Genomic DNA, 18,962 nt, shown 5'->3' with positions numbered 1-18,962 from the left:
CTGCCCGGGATCATTGACCCTGTGCCTTGCGAGCAATGTCATGGCTTTCCCCTCACTTGATTTCTTCTGTGAGCCAGTCATCGAACCTGACGCTGACAGGTCCGTTGGCGGCGATGCCGGAGAGGTAGGTCAGCATTCCGACGGACCCCGCGACCTGAAGCCCGGCCGTCGAATCCGTCCCGGTGGCCTGCCAGCCGGCCGGCTCCGCCGAGCCAATCTTCCACATCTTGGCCTGCACCGTCGTCGGGGCGGCACCGGAAACAGCCAGCCGCAACCGCAAGGAGTCACCCACCACGTACGGGCCGGGAACTGTACCCGTGCTGATCGCCGTTTCCACTCCGCCGACAACCCTGGTCACCTGCAGCTGCAGAGCACCTGAGGTGGTGATCCAGGATTTCGCCCGGTATTCCGAGGTACCGACCCGCCGGCCGATCACCGAAACATAAATTGCACCTGAGCTTGGAAGCTTGTCAATGGCGAAGGTAACCGCAGAGTCGGCGGCCGCCGAAGCGACTGAACCAAGATGGGCAGCCGGTCCTTTCCCTGCCGGGGTCGAGATAACTGCGCTTCCGCTGCCCACTGAGTAAAAGGAGCCTGACCCGCTGAGCGTCCAGTTTCCTCCGGCTTCAGCAGCACCCAGTCCTCCGGTAACACTCCGCTCGAAGCCGTCCTTGGCAAGCGGAAGCACCGTAACAGGGGCCTGCGATACGGTCACGCTTTGCGAGCTCTCATGCGTGGCGCCGGCATTATCGGTGACCGTCAGGCGGACCGTAAACGTCCCCGGCTGCCCATAGGTGTGCGAGACCTGCTGCCCCGTTCCGGCAGCCGTCCCGTCACCAAAGTCCCAGGCATAGGAAGCCACGGTCCCATCAGCATCCGAGGAACCGGACCCGTCAAAGGCAACCACCAGATCCGACGCCGCCGCCGCAAACGAGGACACCGGAGCGGCATTGACCGCCGCAGCAACAACGGTCACGCTTTGCGAGCTCTCATGCGTGGCGCCGGCATTATCGGTGACCGTCAAACGGGCTGTATACGTCCCGGCCTGCCCATAGGTGTGCGAGACCTTCTGCCCCGTTCCGGCAGCCGTCCCGTCACCAAAGTCCCAGGCATAGGAAGCCACGGTCCCATCAGCATCCGAGGAACCGGACCCGTCAAAGGCAACCATCAGATCCGACGCCGCCGCCGCAAACGAGGACACCGGAGCGGCATTGACCGCCGTCCCCGCCCCCAGCGAATAGTGCGTGGCCACGGCTGCAGCCGTGAGCGCCGTGGGGTAGACGGCCACTTCGTCGATAAGGCCTGCAAAGTACGGCTGCGGACCCCAGGTCCGGTCGCCGCCGACCCTCCAATAGCCGTCGTAGGCCTGCTGCCGTGTTTCCGGGTTGGCGCCCGCCAATCCGCCGTCGACGTAGAGGGCCATCCCCGAGGAGGACTGGCTGGCCACCAGATGGTGCCACTTACCGTCGTTGTAGGAGCCGGGCGAGGTGACTGTGATCTTGCTGCCGGTGTACACGCCGAAGGTCAGTTTTCCCGAAGTCTCCATGTAAACGTGCCGGTCATAGCTGGATGACAGACCCGATTTCTGATTGCCGAATCCGATCAGCTTGCCGCCCGTCGACGTCGTGGTGTTGAACCACAGCTCGGCGGAGTACACCGTCGGGTTGTTGGCGAGATTGTTGCTGGTCAACAGGCCGCCCACTCCATCAAATCCGGCCGCCGAGTCCGCCGTACCCGAGATGGCGCCCGCCGCCCCCAAGGTAGCGCCGGGATACAGCGTTCCTTGATTGCCCATCAGCCCCGAATCGCCGGCCTGAGTCCCGCTGGTTTCGCCCAACCGCCAATACAGTTGCGGATCCGCCTCGAAAACTGCTTTGCCGTATGCGTCAGCCGGTGCCGGCTGCAGGTTCAGTGTCCGGCCGGATTTCTGGTAGTGGCTTTGCACCTGGCCCCGGGTCAGCGCCGTCGGATAGATGGCGACCTCGTCTATGTCCCCGGACAGGTAGGCGTTCGACGGCGCCGACGGCCAGCCGCCCAAGTTGTCCCCTCCGATGCGCCAGTAACCGCTGTAAGCCTGGCCTGACGTCACGTCAGTGCGCTGGGCCACCAGCTTGCCGTCGACGAAGAGCCGCATGCCGGCCCCACTCAGGCTCGCCATGATGTGGTGCCATTGGCCATCGTTGATGCTCTGGGTGGAGTTCACCGTCTTGGCTCCACCGGAATTTACCCCAAACCAGGCCTTGCCTGCGGCGTCTATGTACACGTGCCGGTCGTAACTGGTCGAGTTCCCGGTGGCAGCGTTTCCGTAGCCGAGAATTTTTCCGCCAACGGTGGATGTGGTGCGGACCCACGTTTCTGCGCTGAACACGGACGGTCCGGCAGCCTTGTTACCCGAAACGGCAATTCCGTTGACCGAACCGTCAAAGGTCGAGGCGGTGTTGGGGTCCGCGTTGATGGCGCCGTCGATACCGCGCGTCACGCCTGTGCCGACCGTCGCCGTCGTACTGCCGGCCGTGTCCATGGCTGTGGTCCCGCCGGCTTCGCCCAGGCGCCAGAAATTCGCTGCGCCGTCCGCCAGGACAGCATCGGCGTAGGGGCTTGCTGTGGCTGCCGTCGCAACGGTCACGTTCGCGGTGAGAGACTGGATCACATTGCCGAAGGGGTCCCTGGCATAAACTCTGTAGCTATGGCTGGACCCTGCGTTCAAGCCGGAGTCCACGAAGTTCAGCAGCGGGCGGTTCCAGAACGTCGACTCGACGGACGTCTTGTAGATGGGTGTAGCGATCTTGTTGTCCCGCACGAGTTCATAGCTGAGATTCCTGTTGTCCTGGTCCCAATTCGCCGGCCAGGAAACACGCACCGTACCGGGCTGGAAGGAAGCCGCCGACGCCTGGAAAGTCTTGCCACCGGCCATTGGTCCGCGCTTGTTGGGTGCGATATCTTTTGTGGCGAAGCGCACGAGCCCCTGCTGAGGCTGCCCGTTCACGGCCGTGAATTCTCCCCCCATCACCACATACTTGCCGTTGCCGGTCACAGCCCAAGTCGCCTGCCCCTGGCCGGTGAAGGTGCCAATGGTGAAGTCCGGATACCAGTTCAGCTGTGAGGGCCCGGGCTTTCCCTTGAAGTTGTAATACGCGCTGTACGGCGTCGCCGACAACGTCTGTGTTGCCGCTTTGCTGTAGGCGGTTCCGTGATGCATGGTCCACGGGTCTGTCTGCGGGAATGCGTTGACCCCTTCACATGCATGGGAGTGGGAGGCTACGTACACCGCCGTTGATGAAGGGTAGACGTCGTAGCTGTCGCCGTGGCAGTCCTCGACCCACTTGACGGAGCCGTCGTTCCAGTTTGCGGAGAAGGCACCCTCCAGGTTGCCTCCCGTTCCGAAGACATAGCCGCTGCCGTATACGTTGGTTCCGTCGCTCTTGAGCGAAAGGATGGCAGCCTTGGTACCCCCGTTCCGGATCAGGCTGTTCGACGCCCAGGGAAGGGAGGCGCCGGCGACGGTGTCGACCGCGCCGAGACCGTAGCCCGGGTTCGCGGAGCCGTTGAGGCTGGTGAAGGCACCGCCAACAACCATTTTCGATCCGTCCGGGGAGAGCACCATGGCGTTGACCGCTCCGATATCCGCGGTTGGGTTCCAAGGCAGCAGCGCGCCGTTGCTGGCCTTCAGGGCCGCCAGCCGCGTGCGTGCCACTGAACCGACCGAGGTGAACCAGCCGCCGGCGTAGACGGTCTCGTTTGTCGCCACAATGGAGTTCACCCGCGCGCCCATCAGAGGCCGGAAGCTGGTGATCAGCGCACCCGTTGTCGGGTTGAGCGCAGCGATGTTATAGACAGCTGTGCCGTTGACGCTGGTGAAGCTGCCCCCGACGTAGATCCTCGACCCGTCCGGGGACGCCGTGATGCTCCGCGCCTCGGCGTTCAAGGTAGGAGCGAACCCGGGGACAATGGCGCCGGTATCCAGGTTGTAGGCAACAATGTTGCTTCTGGCGACGGTGTTTATCCCGGCAGCCGATCCCGCCGGCCTGGCTGTCTTGAAGTTGCCCGCCGCGTAGACAGTGTTCCCGACGATGACCTGCTGCCAGACCACGCCGTCGATCTGCGCGGTGGGCAGAGCGTCGGCGGAAACGGTTTCGGGCGTGGCGGGATCCGCGGCATTGACGGGCATCGTGTCCGCCCCGGCCGGCGGCAAGATCGTCAGGGCCGCGGCGCAGCTGATGATCCCGACGATGGCCGACAGGGCGGAGAACCGGGACCGCGGCCGCCTGGTCCGGTGGTTTCCGGTGCCTTCAACAGGTGTGGATTCATGAGTGTTGGTCATTGGCTCTTCGCTCCTGGTGCGGTTCCTGCAAAGGCAGCAATCGGTGAACTGGCTTCATAATTGACAAAGATTCGGACCTGGTTCCTGAGCTCAGGAGGGATAAGGAACACGAAGTTCGCTGATATTTCCTGGCCGGCCGGAATCACTGCCGGGAGGCTGGTTGCACCCGGCCCGCTGAGTTGCAGGGCAGGCGTCTCGTCCGGACCAGCATTGGCAGTCACCACCGTGTTGTTCGTCGGCAGGTCCTGACCGGTTCTGTTGGTCAAGGTCACAACGAAGCGAACAGCCGGCCCGGACACTTCCCCGACGCCGGCCGCTTCGCCGTCAACGGCTTCCAGCTGGCCCAGATGTGCCTCCACTCTCGGACCGATCGCGATCGGTTCATCCAGGGCGGCGGCAGAGACTGGCTGCTTGATTTCCGCGAGTTCCACAACACTCATTCCGGCCACTGCTCCCTCGGGTGCCGCCGGCGCGGGGACGGGAGCCGCAGGCTGTGCCGAGTCTGCCGGACGCTCCGACGTTGCTGCGCCCCATTCCGCGGGCGCCGGGGTTGCGGCCGTGGCGGCGGCCCCGGGGCCCTGGATTGACTCGGATGCCCTCGAGCCTGCCTCGGGCGTGATCGTCACCGGCTGTGCGGCGTGGCTGCCTTCAGCTTCCGCATTCAGCTGAAGGGCAGCTGTGGGCACGCCGGCAGCCAGGAGCAGCGCCGCGGCGGAGACGATGATGGTGTGCCTTTTGCGTGGGGGCGTTACTGCCATGTCAGCGTTCCTGCTTTCCTACGTAGGCGAGATCGCGATACCACTTGGGGAGGGCTGCCAACAGAAATGCTGTCGTTCCGGCGAAGATCAGGGTATAGGCAGTGGCGAAAACCGCCGGCCAGCCCAACAGCAGGAAGGACAGGCACAACACGCCGTAATCCATGGGCAGAACCAGCAGCGGCCGCAGCCACGAGCCGCGGCCCTGTACTGCCTTGGATGCCGTGACCCCGTGCTGCCGGCGCAACTGCTCCGTGAGGATCATGCCGAAAAACAGCACGGCCGATACCACGGCGGATGCCAGCGGAACCAGCAGCCATGCAGTGTCGACGGCGCCGGAACGGTACAGGCCAACGGCCAACGCAAGCGGCAGCATCGAGACTTTGGTGGCGTCAACCACGTGGTCCAGCCACTCGCCGGCCGGGCTGCCTCCACCACGGAGCCGGGCTACCTGGCCGTCGGCCGAGTCAAAGGCATAGCCGGTGACCAGCAGCAGTGCAACGGCGATGCCCAGCCAGGCAGAGGGCGGAAAGACCATCAGCAGCGCGATACCGCTGAACGTGAAAGCCGCGCTGAGGCCCGTGACAGCGTTCGGTGTCAGGCCGGCCCGGTATGCCCAGGCCGCGAGCAGCCGGCCCAGCTTGCGGTTGATAAAGAGCGAGTAGGCAGGTGCGCTGCGGGCGGCTGTTTTCTGGGCCGCCGCCAATTGCGCGACAATCTCCCAATACCCGCGGTCCCGGGCGGAGGGCGGCCGTGCCGGGATGCGGGTGCTGGTCATGACCGCGCTCCGGTCAGCGGCTGGGAGGGCTCCAGCGGATAGGCGCCGGTCCGGCGTCCGTTGTTGGCGCCGTCCGGAGGCGAGCGACGTTCCACCAGGTTGCGGCACAACTCCTCATAGCCTTCCGCCACCCAGTCCCAGTCGTACCGCAGGGCTTCCGCCTGCGCCTTTTTCCCGCGCAGCACCGTGTCCGAGGTGGGGTCCTCGGCGCTTGCGACCAGGTCCGGAATGGCCGCAGCGTCAGCGAAGTACTCGCCGGCCTCGCCGAGCACTTCGCGGTTGAATGTCACGTCGTAGGCGTTAGTTGCGGCGCCTGCCCCCATCGCGCGCAGCAGGGAGGGATTCGTGCCTCCCACGGAGTGTCCATGCCAGTAGATCAAGGCATTGGCATAGAGCTGGTCCAGCAGTTCCTGGTCCCAGACGCCGCCGACAAAGCGGACCCGCTCATCCCCCAGTGACTTGACATGCCGGGTGTACTCGTCCGCGTAAGGGGCGGAACCCACAACAATGAGCGGATGAGTCGCCGAACTGCGGGCGTAGCCCTCCACGATCAGGTGCACATGGTTTTCGGGTTCGAAACGGGCCACGACCAAGTGGTATTTCCCGGCCTCCAGCTCCATTTCAGGGAGCCGGTGCGAGGCCCCGGATTCCAGGATCGGCGCACCGTAGGCCAGGTACGTGGTGTCCACGTTGAATTCGCGGCGGTAGTAGTCCTGGATGCCCGCGGCATCGGCAATAAGGGCATCGGACCAACGCACAGCCAGTGACTCCGCCAGCCGGTAGTAGCGCTTGCCCATTCCTCCCCACTTGGCCCGCTTCCATTCAAGACCATCCACGTGGGTGGCAACCGGGATTCCGGCGGCACGCAGTACCGGCAGGAAGGGTGCGTTGGCGGCGTTGAAGACAATGGCCGCGTCCACCCGGTTCGCGAACAGGTGTCCGGCGGAGAGTCCCGTGTGGCTCAGCGTCTCCAGGGAGCGGCGCTTCAGGGCCGGCAGGTGGATCAGCTGCATGCCCTGGTATTCCGTTTGTGAGGTGTCCGTGTCCTCTGCTGCCCGGCAGTAAACGATGACTTTGTGCCCACGGGCAGCCAGCCGCTTGCCCACTTCCTCAACGCACGTTTCAAAACCACCGTAGCGGGCCGGGACGCCGCGCGTTCCTACCATCGCTATCCGCATCGGTGCAGGGCTAGCTGTGAATTTTTTCACGCCGACCTCCTAAGGGTTGGATGTGCGCGTCCTGGCAGGTGAGACCGGACTGTCAGCACGGAAGAAGCTGTTGCGTTTCTAGTGGACCGCCTCGCGCCGGGCCGAGGCCGTGATGGCCTCGAGCGTCCGGCGCAAGGCGGTGCTTGAGGTGTGGACGGTGTACGGGAAGTACACGACTTCCACACCGACCTTGGCGAAGGCACGTTCCAGCCGGACTCCCTTCGGGGTTCCGCGCCAGTCGTCACCCTTGAAGAAAACGTTGAAACCGACTTCCTTCCAGGTATCCAGCCGGTCCGGGTGGGTTTCGGCAACTGCCCGGTCCACGCAGCCGATGCTGGAGACGATTTCGAGCCGCTCCACCAGCGGAACGACCGGTCGGGTTCCTTTGGTGGCCTCACACAATTCGTCCGAGACGACACCGGCAACGAGATAGTCACACTGGCTCTTGGCATGTCGAAGGATGTTCAAGTGACCGATGTGGAACAGATCGAAGGCTCCGGCGGCGTAGCCGATACGTGTGCTCATGGCATCTCCTTGAGGCTGCGGGTCAGATTCGGGAACGGGAAAGTGCTGCTGCACCGGGAGGCAGCCGCATCAGAATGCCCCGACGGGTTTGATCATCTGCAGCGCCGTACGCCAGATGATGATCAGATCCCCGGCGAGCGACCAGTTCTCCACGTAGTACAGATCCAGGCGGACGCTGTCCTGCCAGTTCAGCTCGGAGCGGCCATTGGTCTGCCACATTCCCGTCAGCCCCGGCTTGATGTAGAGCCGGCGGTGTACCCGGCTGTTGTACCCGTCGACCTCCCGCTGAAGCGGAGGCCGGGGGCCGACCAGGCTCATATCCCCCTTGAGGATGTTCCAGAACTGCGGGAGTTCGTCGAGGGAGTACTTCCGCAGCCAACGACCTACGTCAGTGACGCGGGGATCATGCTGCATCTTGAAGAGCATTCCCGCCCCTTCGTTCTGATCCAGCAGGCCGGCCAGATCTTCCTCGGCGGTCTCCACCATGGAACGGAACTTGACCATGAGGAACTTCTTGCCGCCCTTGCCTACCCGTTCCTGGCGGAACAGGACCTTGCCCGGGCCGTCGCGCTTGATCAGGAAGGCGAGCGTCAGGAAGACCGGAAGCAGGACCAGCAGAGCCGAGGCGGAAGCCAGAATGTCGAATAGTCGTTTCAGGGTGTGCCGGGCCCCCGTGTACTGCGGGAGCTCAACGTGCATCAGCGGCAGTCCCTCGACGGGACGGGCATGGATCCGCGGGCCGGCCACGTTGGTCAGGCCGGTGGTGAGGATCAGCTCGGTGGCCGATTCTTCCAGCTGCCAGCCAAGTTCCTGGATATACTCGCCGCCACCTTTGCCGGCACCGGCAACGATCACCGCATCGGCTCCAAGCTCACGGACAGCGTCGACGATGGAGCAGGATTCCGCCACTACGGGAACTGTCCGCCGGCCGAGATTCAGCCACGGCATCCCGGAATCTCCCGTCAGGGACACTCCGACAACGTGATAGGCGGCTCCAGACTTCTTTTCAATCTGGTTGACGACGTAGCTCACGTCCCGCGGTTTCCCGAGTACCAGGACCCGTGAAAGATAATGCCCCTTGGTGCGTTGGCGGCTGAGCCAGCGTCGGAGCACCCAGCGTGAGCCGATCAGGCCGGCCACTCCGAGAGGGAAAGCCAGGGCGAAGTAGCTGCGTGCGATGTCGACCTGGAAGACGAGGCAAACCATGGCGAGGATGCCGAGAAGGGCCACCGTCGCGCTGATCACCCGCTTGTACTCATCCACTCCGATCCCCACGATTCTGGGGTCCCGGGTACGGTAAGCGCCCAGCGCCAGCATCCAGGCCACCGCGATGAGGATCGAAATCTGGAGATAGCCGACGTCGAACCATCCGACTGCGACCTGGGCCTCATCGAGCCCGAACCGGGCTATGTCGGCGATTACGGCAACGGAGAAGATGACGGAACCGTCACTGACGGCCAGCACGCGGCGGTACTTGTTGCTCCAGCGCGTCCCTTCCCGGACAACGCGGACCCGGTGCCGCAGCAGCGGCGGTGCGGAAACCTTGGGAAAGCTGAAGACGGGTCGGGTCAGGAGTGGAGCAGGGCTAGTTTCACGGAGCGCGCTCACGGTCGGACTCCGGTCTGGCACGCAGCTGCGCGTGTGTTGTAAATTAGGGAAAATCTGGCAAAGGCGCAAGGCATTGAAGAGCACATATCGAGACCCACTTGGTAGCCGTAGCGATTACTGACTGACTGCTATCGCTAACCTATGAGCCGGACGTGCGGGTCACACGAGTACGTCCCACCTATCTTCGCGGCACCGTTCCTGCCCCCGGCACCCTGGACTACCCGCCGGAGTGGCGCCACACGGGTAGTCGCTACGTGCCACCGCCAATGGACTACCCGCCAGCCGGCTTCCCGGGGCCGCCAGGCGGCCCGCCCCGGCCTGCGCAGCGGCCGGGGCGGAAGGGCTCCCGCCAGGCTGACACGGGCGTTCGGGACGCTCCAGCATTGTTTCTGCCACCGGCTACCTGGCGGAGCTGCCGAACTGGCGGACGCCCTGTTCGACGTCGATGTCCAAGGGAAGACGAGCATGGCGATGCCTCAGAAGGCGCCAAGGTAGCGTCCAGGACCCGCCCGTATTCCTCGGAGCCGATTCCTGGAAGGTCTCTTCACGGTGCCGTCTCTTGGAGGCCGTCTCTTGAAGGGCGGGCCCGGCACGAGAGTGGCATGCGGGCGGCCAGACAGGAGACACCAGCCGTGGGCAGTGCGAGGAAGGGTCAGCCGGCGTCGACGTTGAAGAATAGGCGGCCGCGACGGCGATCGTCACGATCGCGAAGTCCGCGTCATGCAGCCGGCGGCCAAGCTATTTGAGGGACACGCCTGTGCCCAGGACTTCCACGACTCCACCCGAGCCCCCTGGGCGATTCCCCCGGCGGCGCTCATTCATGGCGCACATGCCGGTTCCACGTCGTTCAGTGGCGCAGACCGTTAAGGGAGCCGGCGGCGGCTGGGGGGAGAGCCTCGGTCTCAGAAGGCTCTGACGCCGCCGGCTCCGACCTTGGCGCACAGCTGCCGGCTAAGGCACCGTGCGATTCCAATGAAGGAGTACGGAGATGGGAGGTATTGGCGCGACCACCTTCAATGGTGGCAGTAGCTGCGCCAGCAATCAAGAGGAGTCCTGGGACGACACTTTTATGCTGGTTTAGCCCGCGGCCGATGTCCGCCCTGAAGTTTCTCATTTTGAGACCTTTATGGTTTTTCGTGAACTGTCTTAATTGAAGCCCCCAGGCCTAATATGTGCACGAGTAGCGTTTACCCGATTTCTGTTTCCCAACGCTCGGTCCCACTACTTGGTGATACTCCCGCCGGGCCCACCGGCCACCCGTGCAGTACGCAGACTGACCGCAGCTCATGCGCCAGGTCGCGTGTGGCCGACAGTATCACCGCAGCTCAGGGGCATCTTTGCTCGCCGATAGGGGGCGATGGTTCTCCCGCTTAACATCGAGGAGCTCCGCGCGGCGGCTGACCCCAAGTTTGGCGAATATCCGGCTCAGATGCCCCTCGACCGTTCGCGGCGACAAAGACAGGGCAGTGGCGATGTTGGCGTTGCTGGACCCGCCGGCCACGAGCTCCAGAATCTCCGTTTCCCGTGCCGTCAGCCCGGGTCCCCGCTCGCTCCGGACAACGTCCATGTGCCCGGACATGCCGACATCCACCATCAGGTGATGGACTCTGCGCTGGGCCGCAGAGAGTCTCCACCGATCCGGGCTGTGTTCAAGGCAGGCCGCCGCCTGCTGGGCGGCCTCAAAAGCCAGAAGCCCGTGTCCGGCAGCCGCCGCTTCGTCGCTGATCCCGATCAGTCCGGCTGCGTCGGACGCTGACACGGCGAGGGCAAAAGCCTCGAGTAGCCGGGCTTCCGCCCCCTCCACTGCGCTGCTGCTGGAAGCCAAAGCCGGGGCACCGCCGGTGTCGCCGCTCCGGAGGACCAGCCTCCTGATGTCGGTTTCAACTCCCCTGAAACCTTGGCGCTGCGCCTGGTCTGCCAAGTCTCCGAGGCCGCGCCGGCCGTCATCCCGGCCCGTGAGGCGTTCAACCGCAAGGCAATACGCTTCGGAGAGCAGTTGCAGGCTCTGCAGCCCACTGTAGGCGGCAGTACGGAACTTCAGAGCCTGTTCCTGGGCCTCCCCCGGGCGCCCGGCCAAGGCGGCAGCGTACCCGGTTACGGCGTGCGCGAAGGGCAGCATTTCCAGGGGATCGGCGATGATGAGTTCTTCAACGCCCAGGAAAAGCTCCGCAAGGCTTTCTGGGATCCGTCCCTGACGCAACAGCGAGAACCCACGCATCACGTGCAGCATCCCCCCGCTGTACAGCAGCCGGGCAGGATGGTCCGAGGCGTAGTCGTCCAGGGCAACGGCGAGCTCCGCCCATTCCCCGGCCCGAATGAGGCTCAGGCAATGGCGTGCCAGTAGCTCCTCACGGACCAGCGGAAGGGTCAGGCCCCCGTTGCGGATGCCTGCCCACGCTTCGCGGTCCAGCCGCAGTCCCGACAGGAGGCGGCCTTCGGCGCCTCTCAATTCGGCGAGGAGGGAGACAGCCGGTAGGCGGATATCCGGATTCATTGCAGCTGCGTCGATCAGATCCTGCAGTCCTGCCTCAAGGTCCGAGAACTGCCCGTCCCAACGGCGGTACATGATGCCTGCCGCCATGCCGGCTGCCGGCGACCGCGACCAAGAGGGCTCGTTCGAGGTCAGGTCCGGTCCGTCACCGCGGGCCGTCTCAGTCCCGCTTCCGGGCAAGGTCACCTTCACGGCAGCCGGGAGCAGGGCAGCGAGGCGCGCCGCAAGGTACGACGCACGCCCGTAGCGCAGAGGCCAGGCCGTCAGGAGGTAGCCGACGGCATCTTCGGGCCGGCCCAGGATGTGATGCGCATAGGCCAGCTGTAGTCTGGCTTCCGGCAGAAATTGCGCGTCCCGGACAGCCCAGGCAGCCTGGATCGCGGCAGCCGGGTCCAAATCGGTGTTGGCCGCCGCGGCGGCCTGTAGCAGCTGCCCAGGGGGGACACGCGCTCCGCAGTCCAAGGACCAGCGCAGCTGGTTCAGAAACGCCTCGGGACGAACCGCGCCCGCCGACGGCAGCGCGAAGAGACTCGCCCGCAAGGCCGCACTCTGTCCCGCCGGGGCACGGCGGCGGATGATTTCGCCCAGCAACAGACTGGCCGGCCTGACGGTACGGTCATGTCCCGGGGAGACGGTGATGATTCCAGCCGCCTCCAATGCGTCAACGGCTTTGGGACTGCTGAACTTCAGAATCTGGCCCAGCGAGAGCGGGCCGGCCAGGGCCACGATGGTAGCGACGGTCCTCTCTTCCGGGGTCATGGAGCGCAGCTGCTGGTCGACGACGTCGGCCGCAGGCACCCCGGCCAGATCGGGATTGGCCTGTAGAAACCACACGCCGTGCCGAAGCACGAGGGCGCCGCTGCTCCGCGCGTGCTCGATCAGGGACATGAGCATCAGCGGGTTGCCTTCGGCTGCCTCGGAGAACACCGCGCTCACCCAGGGCGAGACGTCCGCCCGGAGCACCTGTTCGCAGAGCTCGTGGACGCCCGGCCGGCTGAGCCGTGAGAGTTCGAACTTGGAAAGGAGCCCGTCGTCCCAAAGAGCCAGAAATTCCTCAGGAATCAACGGCCCCGGCCGGCTGGTGGCGAGGATGCCCGCGGCCCCTGTGGCTACGGCCCGCGCGAGCAGTTGTGTCGTCCCCCGGTCCAGGCACTGCGCGTCGTCGATCACGAACAGAGGCCGGATTGCCTCGGACCTGAGCCGGCCCGTCATTGCCCGCAGGACGGCAGCATAGGAATCCAGTTCGTGGTCCGGCAGTTCCGACAGATAGGGCGCCAAGGCTCCAAACGGCACCGCGGCCAAGGCACGGGTAGCTATGAGGCGAATCACCGTCCCGCGGGGACGCAAGTCGCGGATTACCGCCTTGAACACGGCCGTTTTTCCGGTTCCGGCGGCCCCGACGATCAGGGCACCGGATCTGGAGTCGTCGCGTAGGCAGCGCACCACATCCTTGACCAGGCCGGACAGCCCTATCAAGGGGGCGGTTTCAGCGAGGCTTTCCATCCCGGGCACCTCCCCGGCTACCCGGACGAACCCGGGCAGCCCGTAGGGCTGGCCCGGTTTCAGCCGAGACGCGCGCTTTCCGTCGGTGTGGAGATGACATCTTTGAGTTCCGATCTGCTGGCCACATGGAGCTTTGAGTACACCTGGTAAAGGTGACCCTCAACCGTGCGGACCGAAACATGCATCTGTTCCGCGATTTTGCGGTTGGAGGTACCCGCAGCTGCCCTGACAGCGACTTCACATTCCCGGGCCGTCAGCGTCGACGTCGTGAGCGAGTGAAGACCGTTTTTCGGACTGCCGAACCTGTCGTCGAGAGACTGCTGCGTACGCTGACCGGTCCGCAACGCGATCCGGTTTCCGGCGTCGTTGGCGCAGCTGACGGACTTGCGGGCCGCGTCCCTGGCGAATATGGCGTTGCCGGCGGCGTCGGAGTCTTTCGAGACGGCCAGCAACTGCTCGCTGTCCGACACCTTCACGCCGTCAGCCAGCCGCGAGCACAGGCCTGAGAAGTGCCCGGTGACCCTTCCGGCCAGACTTCCAAGCTTCAGTGCCATCTGACGGTCTCCGAGCCGGGCCGCGGCGGACAAGAAGAGCAGCCCGGGGGCCAACGCCGACGCTTCCGTGTCGCTGTCTGCCTCTGCCACGAGCGCCCGGATTGCCGTCGCCCGCTGTCCGAGTTCAGCCAAGGCACACAGCTCGAAATACCGTGTCATCCGGGTCACCAGCCAGGACGCGTGTGGCTGCAGCTGCGCCAGCTCCAGCAACTGAAGGCTGGCTTTCTCCTCGTCACCGTGGAGTGCGGCGGCGTAGGCGAAGGCTGCCATGGCCAGACCGGCCACTGCATCGGGGTCCCGAGCCAGAAGCTGGTCCATGCCGGCTTGGAGCCGTGGGAGCGCTTCGTCGAGAAGTCCGGCATGAAGTTCGATGACTCCCTGCCCGATCTCGAACATCCCGCCCATCCGTTCCTGGGGGTCAGCCGTGCCGGCGGAACCCGCCAGGAAGGCGGATGCCTCCCTGAACTTGGCCGAGAGCAGCATCAGCAGCAGGAAGCGGCCCCTGATCTCCCGCATGGCCCGGTCCGCGAGGGGCACCGTAGCTGCCGACGATAGGATCTGCTTGCCAAGCCCGAGGGCACCGATAACGTTTCCGGTGACAGCCATGGCCTCGCAGCGCAGGCTTGCCATCAGAATCCGTGACTCGGTGTCCAGACTGCCGACGTCCGGGACATCTGTGATGGACAGGGCGTCGTGGTAGCGTCCTTCGAAAACAGCGAGCTCAGCCTCAGCATGATGCAATCGCTGCCAGGCCGAATCCATCCCAGCGGGGTCCCCGTCGGGCTCAGCAGAGAGCCTCCGCCCGATCTCCTGCAGCCTGGCTTTGGCGCCTGCGGCCGTCAAGATGCTTCGCTTGTCCAGTTCGGCCCGGAAAAGCTGCAGCGAGATCCAGTCAGCCAGCGGAATTTCGTCGCCGGCAGAGTGATCCAGTGCGGAAAGAACACGACGCGCGGAGTCATGATTGTCGGACGAGACGTAGGCATGGACCGATTCGACAGCGGTCCGGGAGACGGAATCGATACCCCGGATCTCGTGGATGAATCTCAGCGCCGCGGCCGGATCGGACGAGTTGTTCGCTGTGCGTGCCGCGGCCAGGGCCGTCTCCGGGCTAATCTGCTCGCCACAGTCCAGTGCCCAGGCGACGCCGGCTGATCCGCTGGCGTCGCTCTGCTCCGAATCCTGGAGAACCGCCGTCAGCCGCCGGCGGAGCTCGGCGCTGCGGCCGGGGGGAACCACACTTGCAACGATCCCTGCCGACAGCCGGTTGGCAACGCTGACCATGGGCGGGTGATCATGGCTGACGCGGATCATGGCACGCTCCTGCAGGGCATCCATGTCCTGGGGGTTCGCGATACTCATGAGCGTCTGCAGCGGGACGGCGCCGGCCAGGGCCAACAGTTCAAAGACATCGCGCTGGCCCGAGCTGAGCCGGTTCAGGCGGGCCTTCACGACATCGCGGATTTCCCCCGTCAGGGCGATGGGGCCGTTGCTCAGGACCCAGGCAGCGTCCTGGCGGACGATCGTTCCAAGTTTGATCTGCTCCCTCGCGAGCGAGTGAAGAAAAAGTGCGTTTCCCCCGCTGGCGCTCCACAGGGCCCGGGCGGCGGTGTGTGAGAACTGACCGCCGTATTCGTGGCTGAGGGAGGCCGCAACCTCGGCGAAGTCGAACGGCGCGAGGTCCATCCGGCGCAGCAGGTCGTCCTTCCAGAGACCCATGATGTCCCCGCCCACATGGGGAAGGTCGACACACGCGGCCAGCAGGGTGACATGAGCCCCGGCGCTGAGCTGGGCCACCATCATGCTGGACAGATCGTCCAGGTCGTGCGCGTTGTCGACGAACAAGACGATGCTCCGCCCCTGGGCCTTGTTGTGGAGCACCTGGGTGAGCCCCCGCAGCACCATGAGGGGGTGCTCGAGGTGGGAAGCGTCGAGGTCGTTGAGCAGAACGCTCAGGGCGCCGTAGGGAAGTTTTGAGGAAATGGAGCTGCCCCGGACCTGGACCACTGCGTATTCCGGGCCGAGTTGCTCGAGAGCGCGTTGGGCGATGAAGGACTTTCCGGCCCCGTGCTCCCCCACTAGGACGACGCCGCAGCCGGAGCCTGCTGTCAGCGTCTCGACGACGTCCGCAACGATCTGATTGCGGATGAAGGGTTTCTCGTAGCGCCCCTGGGCGAAGCGCTGTGGCGGATTTATCGCATCTGTTTTGCCGCTGCCCGCGGGCAGCCCGACGTCCTGCTGAAACATGAGTGAGACCTTCGCAATCAATGGTTGACCAGTGATATATCCAAACTATGGAGCGCGGGACTCTTCGGGATGCGTAAGTAGTACTCGAATACGTGGCGCGTACTTGACCCGGGTCTACGTGGATGTACTCAGATCGGTCGAGACACCCGCGTGCGGAAACCAAGTAGTCGGCAAGGCACCCGAGTGTCGTTGGCCGTAGCGTCTGCAGACCCGACGGCGCCGACAGCGTGTCAGCCCGGGTAGACGGCCTGTCGGCCCGGGTAGACGGCCTAACGGTCAAGCTGGCGTCCGGCGATGCTAGTTTCCGGCGACACTAGTTTCCGGGGATGCCGGGGAGCTCGTCGCGGCCTTTGACGTTGAGTTTGGCGTAGCTCCGGTACAAGTGGCCTTCAACCGTGCGGATGGATACCTGGAGCGCGGCGGCGATCCTCCGGTCGCTGAACCCGCGGACGGCCAGGGCCACGATGTCCCGTTCCCGGCGCGTCAGGAGTCCGAGGGAATCATCGATGCCTTCCGGCTCCTGTCCGGGGGCATTGTCTGCCCGGTCCAGGCACCTCTTTCGGTGGGACATCGCCATGCGTTCCCGCAGGGAGTCGCCGGCCGTCCGGTAGGCGTGTGCGGCAGCATCATAGGCAAGAGCAGCGAAGCCCCAGAGTTCGGCGTCTTCACAGCTCTTGGCGGCCGACAGGTGGTCCGCGGCCAGGTCCGTGCTGACGGCGGCCGCATAGTCGCAGATCGCTGCCGGTCTTCGGCCCTCCAGCTGGGGCTTCAGCTCGAGCAGCCGGGCCGCCGCGTTACGGTCCCCCAGGGCGAGACAGAATGCCAGCGCGTCGAACTCCAGCCCGGCAGTGTTCTGCCCGGGATCGGGCTGACCCAGCAGCCGAAGCTCAGCGATGGCCTCCGGATGGTTTCCAAGGCGAGCCTTGCCGTACACCACGGCCATCTCGGCGAGCGTGCGCGGGTAGCGCGAGACAGCCGGCCGCAGGGACCCATAGTCCGCGAGGAATGAATCGGCTTTCTCCCTGGCGCCGACTTCCGCGGCGGCGGCGAATGCCATCGCCGCGGTCAGGCCGAACAGCTGCTGGGGATCCGCGAGCCGCAGCGACTCGAGGGCACCGCTCAGCGTGTTCAGGGCCTGGGCGGCCTTCCCCTGGTACAGCAGGATGATGCCGTGCGCGGCATGGACACCGCCGCCGAAAGAGATCAGGCTTGGCCCGGTTCCGGCGGCAAAGCGAGCCAGCAGCGTTTCGGCGGCCTGCCAGTCGCCGCCGTGAATCACGGCCGCGGCGGACCGCACAATGAGGAAGCCCGTGAGGAAGTGCAGTTCGTCGTGCCCGGCACCAGCGGCACTCAGCGCGTTGGAGGCAACCTCGAAGGCACTGACGGGTTTGCCCGCGACGAGGAGCCGTTCGGACTCAAGGGAGAGCCTGAATGCCTCGTCCAGATGGTTAACCGGCGGCTCGGGAGGGGCTGCGCCTGCTTCCGCGGGCGTTTCCCCGCCAAGCTCACCGGCCAGTGCCAGGACCATGCTCTGAATCGTCATGTACCGTTCCTGCGTCGCAGCGCGGATCCGTCCGGCGTCGGCCGGTTTTTCCCGGGCCAGCCGCTCGCCGGCCTGCACGAGCGCGCCCGCCCGGGCCATGATGTCCGCCGGTGTGTGGCCCTGCGCGGACAGCACGGCGGCCCACAGCAGGGTTCCGGTCAGCAGGCTTGAAACGCTGTGCCCGGTGCCGAAGTCAGCCTCAAGAATACCCTGTGCGACGGCGAAATCACCGGTGTTGTAGTGGGTCCGCGCCGTCACTGACCGTGCCGCTATTTGCAGTTCGGGGTCCTGGACCAGGGACGCGGCCTTGCGGGCCAGATCATCCTGGTAGAGCCGGCTCGCCAGCACCGCCGCCCTGAGCAGCTGCCGGTCCTCCATCTCCGCTCCGCATTCCATTGACCAGCTGACCTGCCGCAGCAGCCCTTCGGCCGATGTCGGTTCCGTGTCCATGAGCCGCAGCAGGCTCTGCCGCAGCTGCAGGCTGCGCGCGGGGGAGATCAGGTTGCGCAGCGTGTCACCGTACACGGCGTGCCGCAGCCTCAGTTCGGGATCGGGAGCGGCCGAGACCCGGATCATTTCGTGCACGATCAGTGCCGCCACGGCGTCTTCGCCGACCACGGCCTCAATCAGTTCCCTGGACACCGGCTCGGCAAGCGCCACGAGGTTCAGCGCCTGCCTTTCCTCCGGCGACCGCCGCAGCAGCTGGCGGCGGACGACGTCGGTCAGACGGTCGCCATGACTGTTCGGGGGCCGTGTCAGCAGCCAGACTCCCTTGCGCTGAAGGAGCGTTCCGTCGTTCTTCGCGTCGTCGATCAGGGAATTGAGCAGCAGCGGGTTACCTTCGGACGCCTCCCAGAGTAGTTCGGCGACGTTCGGAAGGACCTGGGGGCCCAGCGTTTGCTCCAGCATTTCCGTCGTCTGGGGCTGCGTCAGGGGACGCAGATCGTGCCGCTCGGCGATGCCTTCGAACCATAGCTGCAGCAGCGGTTCGGGCAGCCCGGGCCGTGCGGCTGCCCCCACCAGCAGTTTCACCCAGCCGGCGGCGGCAAGTTCCACCAGGATCCCCGCCGTTGCCTCGTCGAGGTCGTGGGCGTCGTCCACTATCAGAAGCAGCGGTTTCTGGGTTGCGCGCCGCTCCTCCTCCAGATGGGTCCACAACGTCCTGAGGACGGCCAGTTGAGAAGTGGCCTCCTGCACCGGGAGGCCAACGATGAACGGACCCAGCACTCCGTAGGGGACGTGCGTCAGCGAGGGGCTGCCGTGAATACGAATCGGCGTCACTTCCGGTCCGAGCTCTGCAACGACCGCTTCCATGAGGGTGGATTTTCCGATGCCGCTGTCCCCAAGCAGCATGACGGCGACGTGGGTGCCGCCCCGGATGGCCGCCACTGCTGATTTCAGGTCTTCCGTCCGCCCGGTCAGGACGGCTGAC

Annotated in this window: 9 protein-coding genes; all 9 read right to left on the bottom strand. The window is 65.2% G+C overall.

What is annotated here, in order from left to right:
• Window positions 1-52 precede the first annotated feature (52 nt).
• Window positions 53-4,321: a PKD domain-containing protein gene (locus ACQCSU_RS17880; protein ID WP_426976583.1), complete on the bottom strand. Its 4,269-nt coding sequence runs from the start codon at window positions 4,319-4,321 to the stop codon at window positions 53-55.
• Window positions 4,318-5,079 (bottom strand): hypothetical protein, encoded by a 762-nt coding sequence (locus tag ACQCSU_RS17875; RefSeq protein WP_426976582.1) that lies wholly within the window; start codon window positions 5,077-5,079, stop codon window positions 4,318-4,320. Before ACQCSU_RS17875 ends, ACQCSU_RS17880 begins: the two co-directional genes overlap by 4 nt.
• A 1-nt stretch (window position 5,080) precedes the next feature.
• Window positions 5,081-5,854 carry a CDP-alcohol phosphatidyltransferase family protein gene (locus ACQCSU_RS17870; protein WP_426976581.1) on the bottom strand — a complete coding sequence of 258 codons (774 nt, stop codon included), beginning with the start codon at window positions 5,852-5,854 and terminating at the stop codon, window positions 5,081-5,083.
• Complete coding sequence (locus tag ACQCSU_RS17865) at window positions 5,851-7,032, bottom strand: DUF1972 domain-containing protein (protein WP_426979838.1); 1,182 nt, start codon at window positions 7,030-7,032, stop codon at window positions 5,851-5,853. Before ACQCSU_RS17865 ends, ACQCSU_RS17870 begins: the two co-directional genes overlap by 4 nt.
• A 108-nt stretch (window positions 7,033-7,140) precedes the next feature.
• Window positions 7,141-7,587, bottom strand: a complete 447-nt coding sequence (locus ACQCSU_RS17860) for an adenylyltransferase/cytidyltransferase family protein (protein WP_426976580.1) — start codon at window positions 7,585-7,587, stop codon at window positions 7,141-7,143.
• A 69-nt stretch (window positions 7,588-7,656) separates the two neighbouring features.
• Window positions 7,657-9,195, bottom strand: a complete 1,539-nt coding sequence (locus ACQCSU_RS17855) for a sugar transferase (RefSeq protein WP_426976579.1) — start codon at window positions 9,193-9,195, stop codon at window positions 7,657-7,659.
• A gap of 1,315 nt (window positions 9,196-10,510) precedes the next feature.
• Entirely contained in the window at window positions 10,511-13,189 is a 2,679-nt protein-coding gene (locus ACQCSU_RS17850) for a LuxR C-terminal-related transcriptional regulator (protein ID WP_426976578.1), read from the bottom strand.
• A 59-nt stretch (window positions 13,190-13,248) separates the two neighbouring features.
• On the bottom strand, window positions 13,249-15,987 hold the full coding sequence (locus ACQCSU_RS17845; RefSeq protein ID WP_426976577.1) for a LuxR C-terminal-related transcriptional regulator: 2,739 nt from the start codon (window positions 15,985-15,987) through the stop codon (window positions 13,249-13,251).
• A gap of 313 nt (window positions 15,988-16,300) precedes the next feature.
• On the bottom strand, window positions 16,301-18,919 hold the full coding sequence (locus tag ACQCSU_RS17840) for a LuxR C-terminal-related transcriptional regulator (RefSeq protein WP_426976576.1): 2,619 nt from the start codon (window positions 18,917-18,919) through the stop codon (window positions 16,301-16,303).
• Window positions 18,920-18,962 lie beyond the last annotated feature (43 nt).

Source organism: Pseudarthrobacter sp. O4 (genome assembly GCF_050157025.1).
Lineage (GTDB): Bacteria > Actinomycetota > Actinomycetes > Actinomycetales > Micrococcaceae > Arthrobacter.
This window is presented reverse-complemented; position numbering and strand designations above follow the sequence as displayed.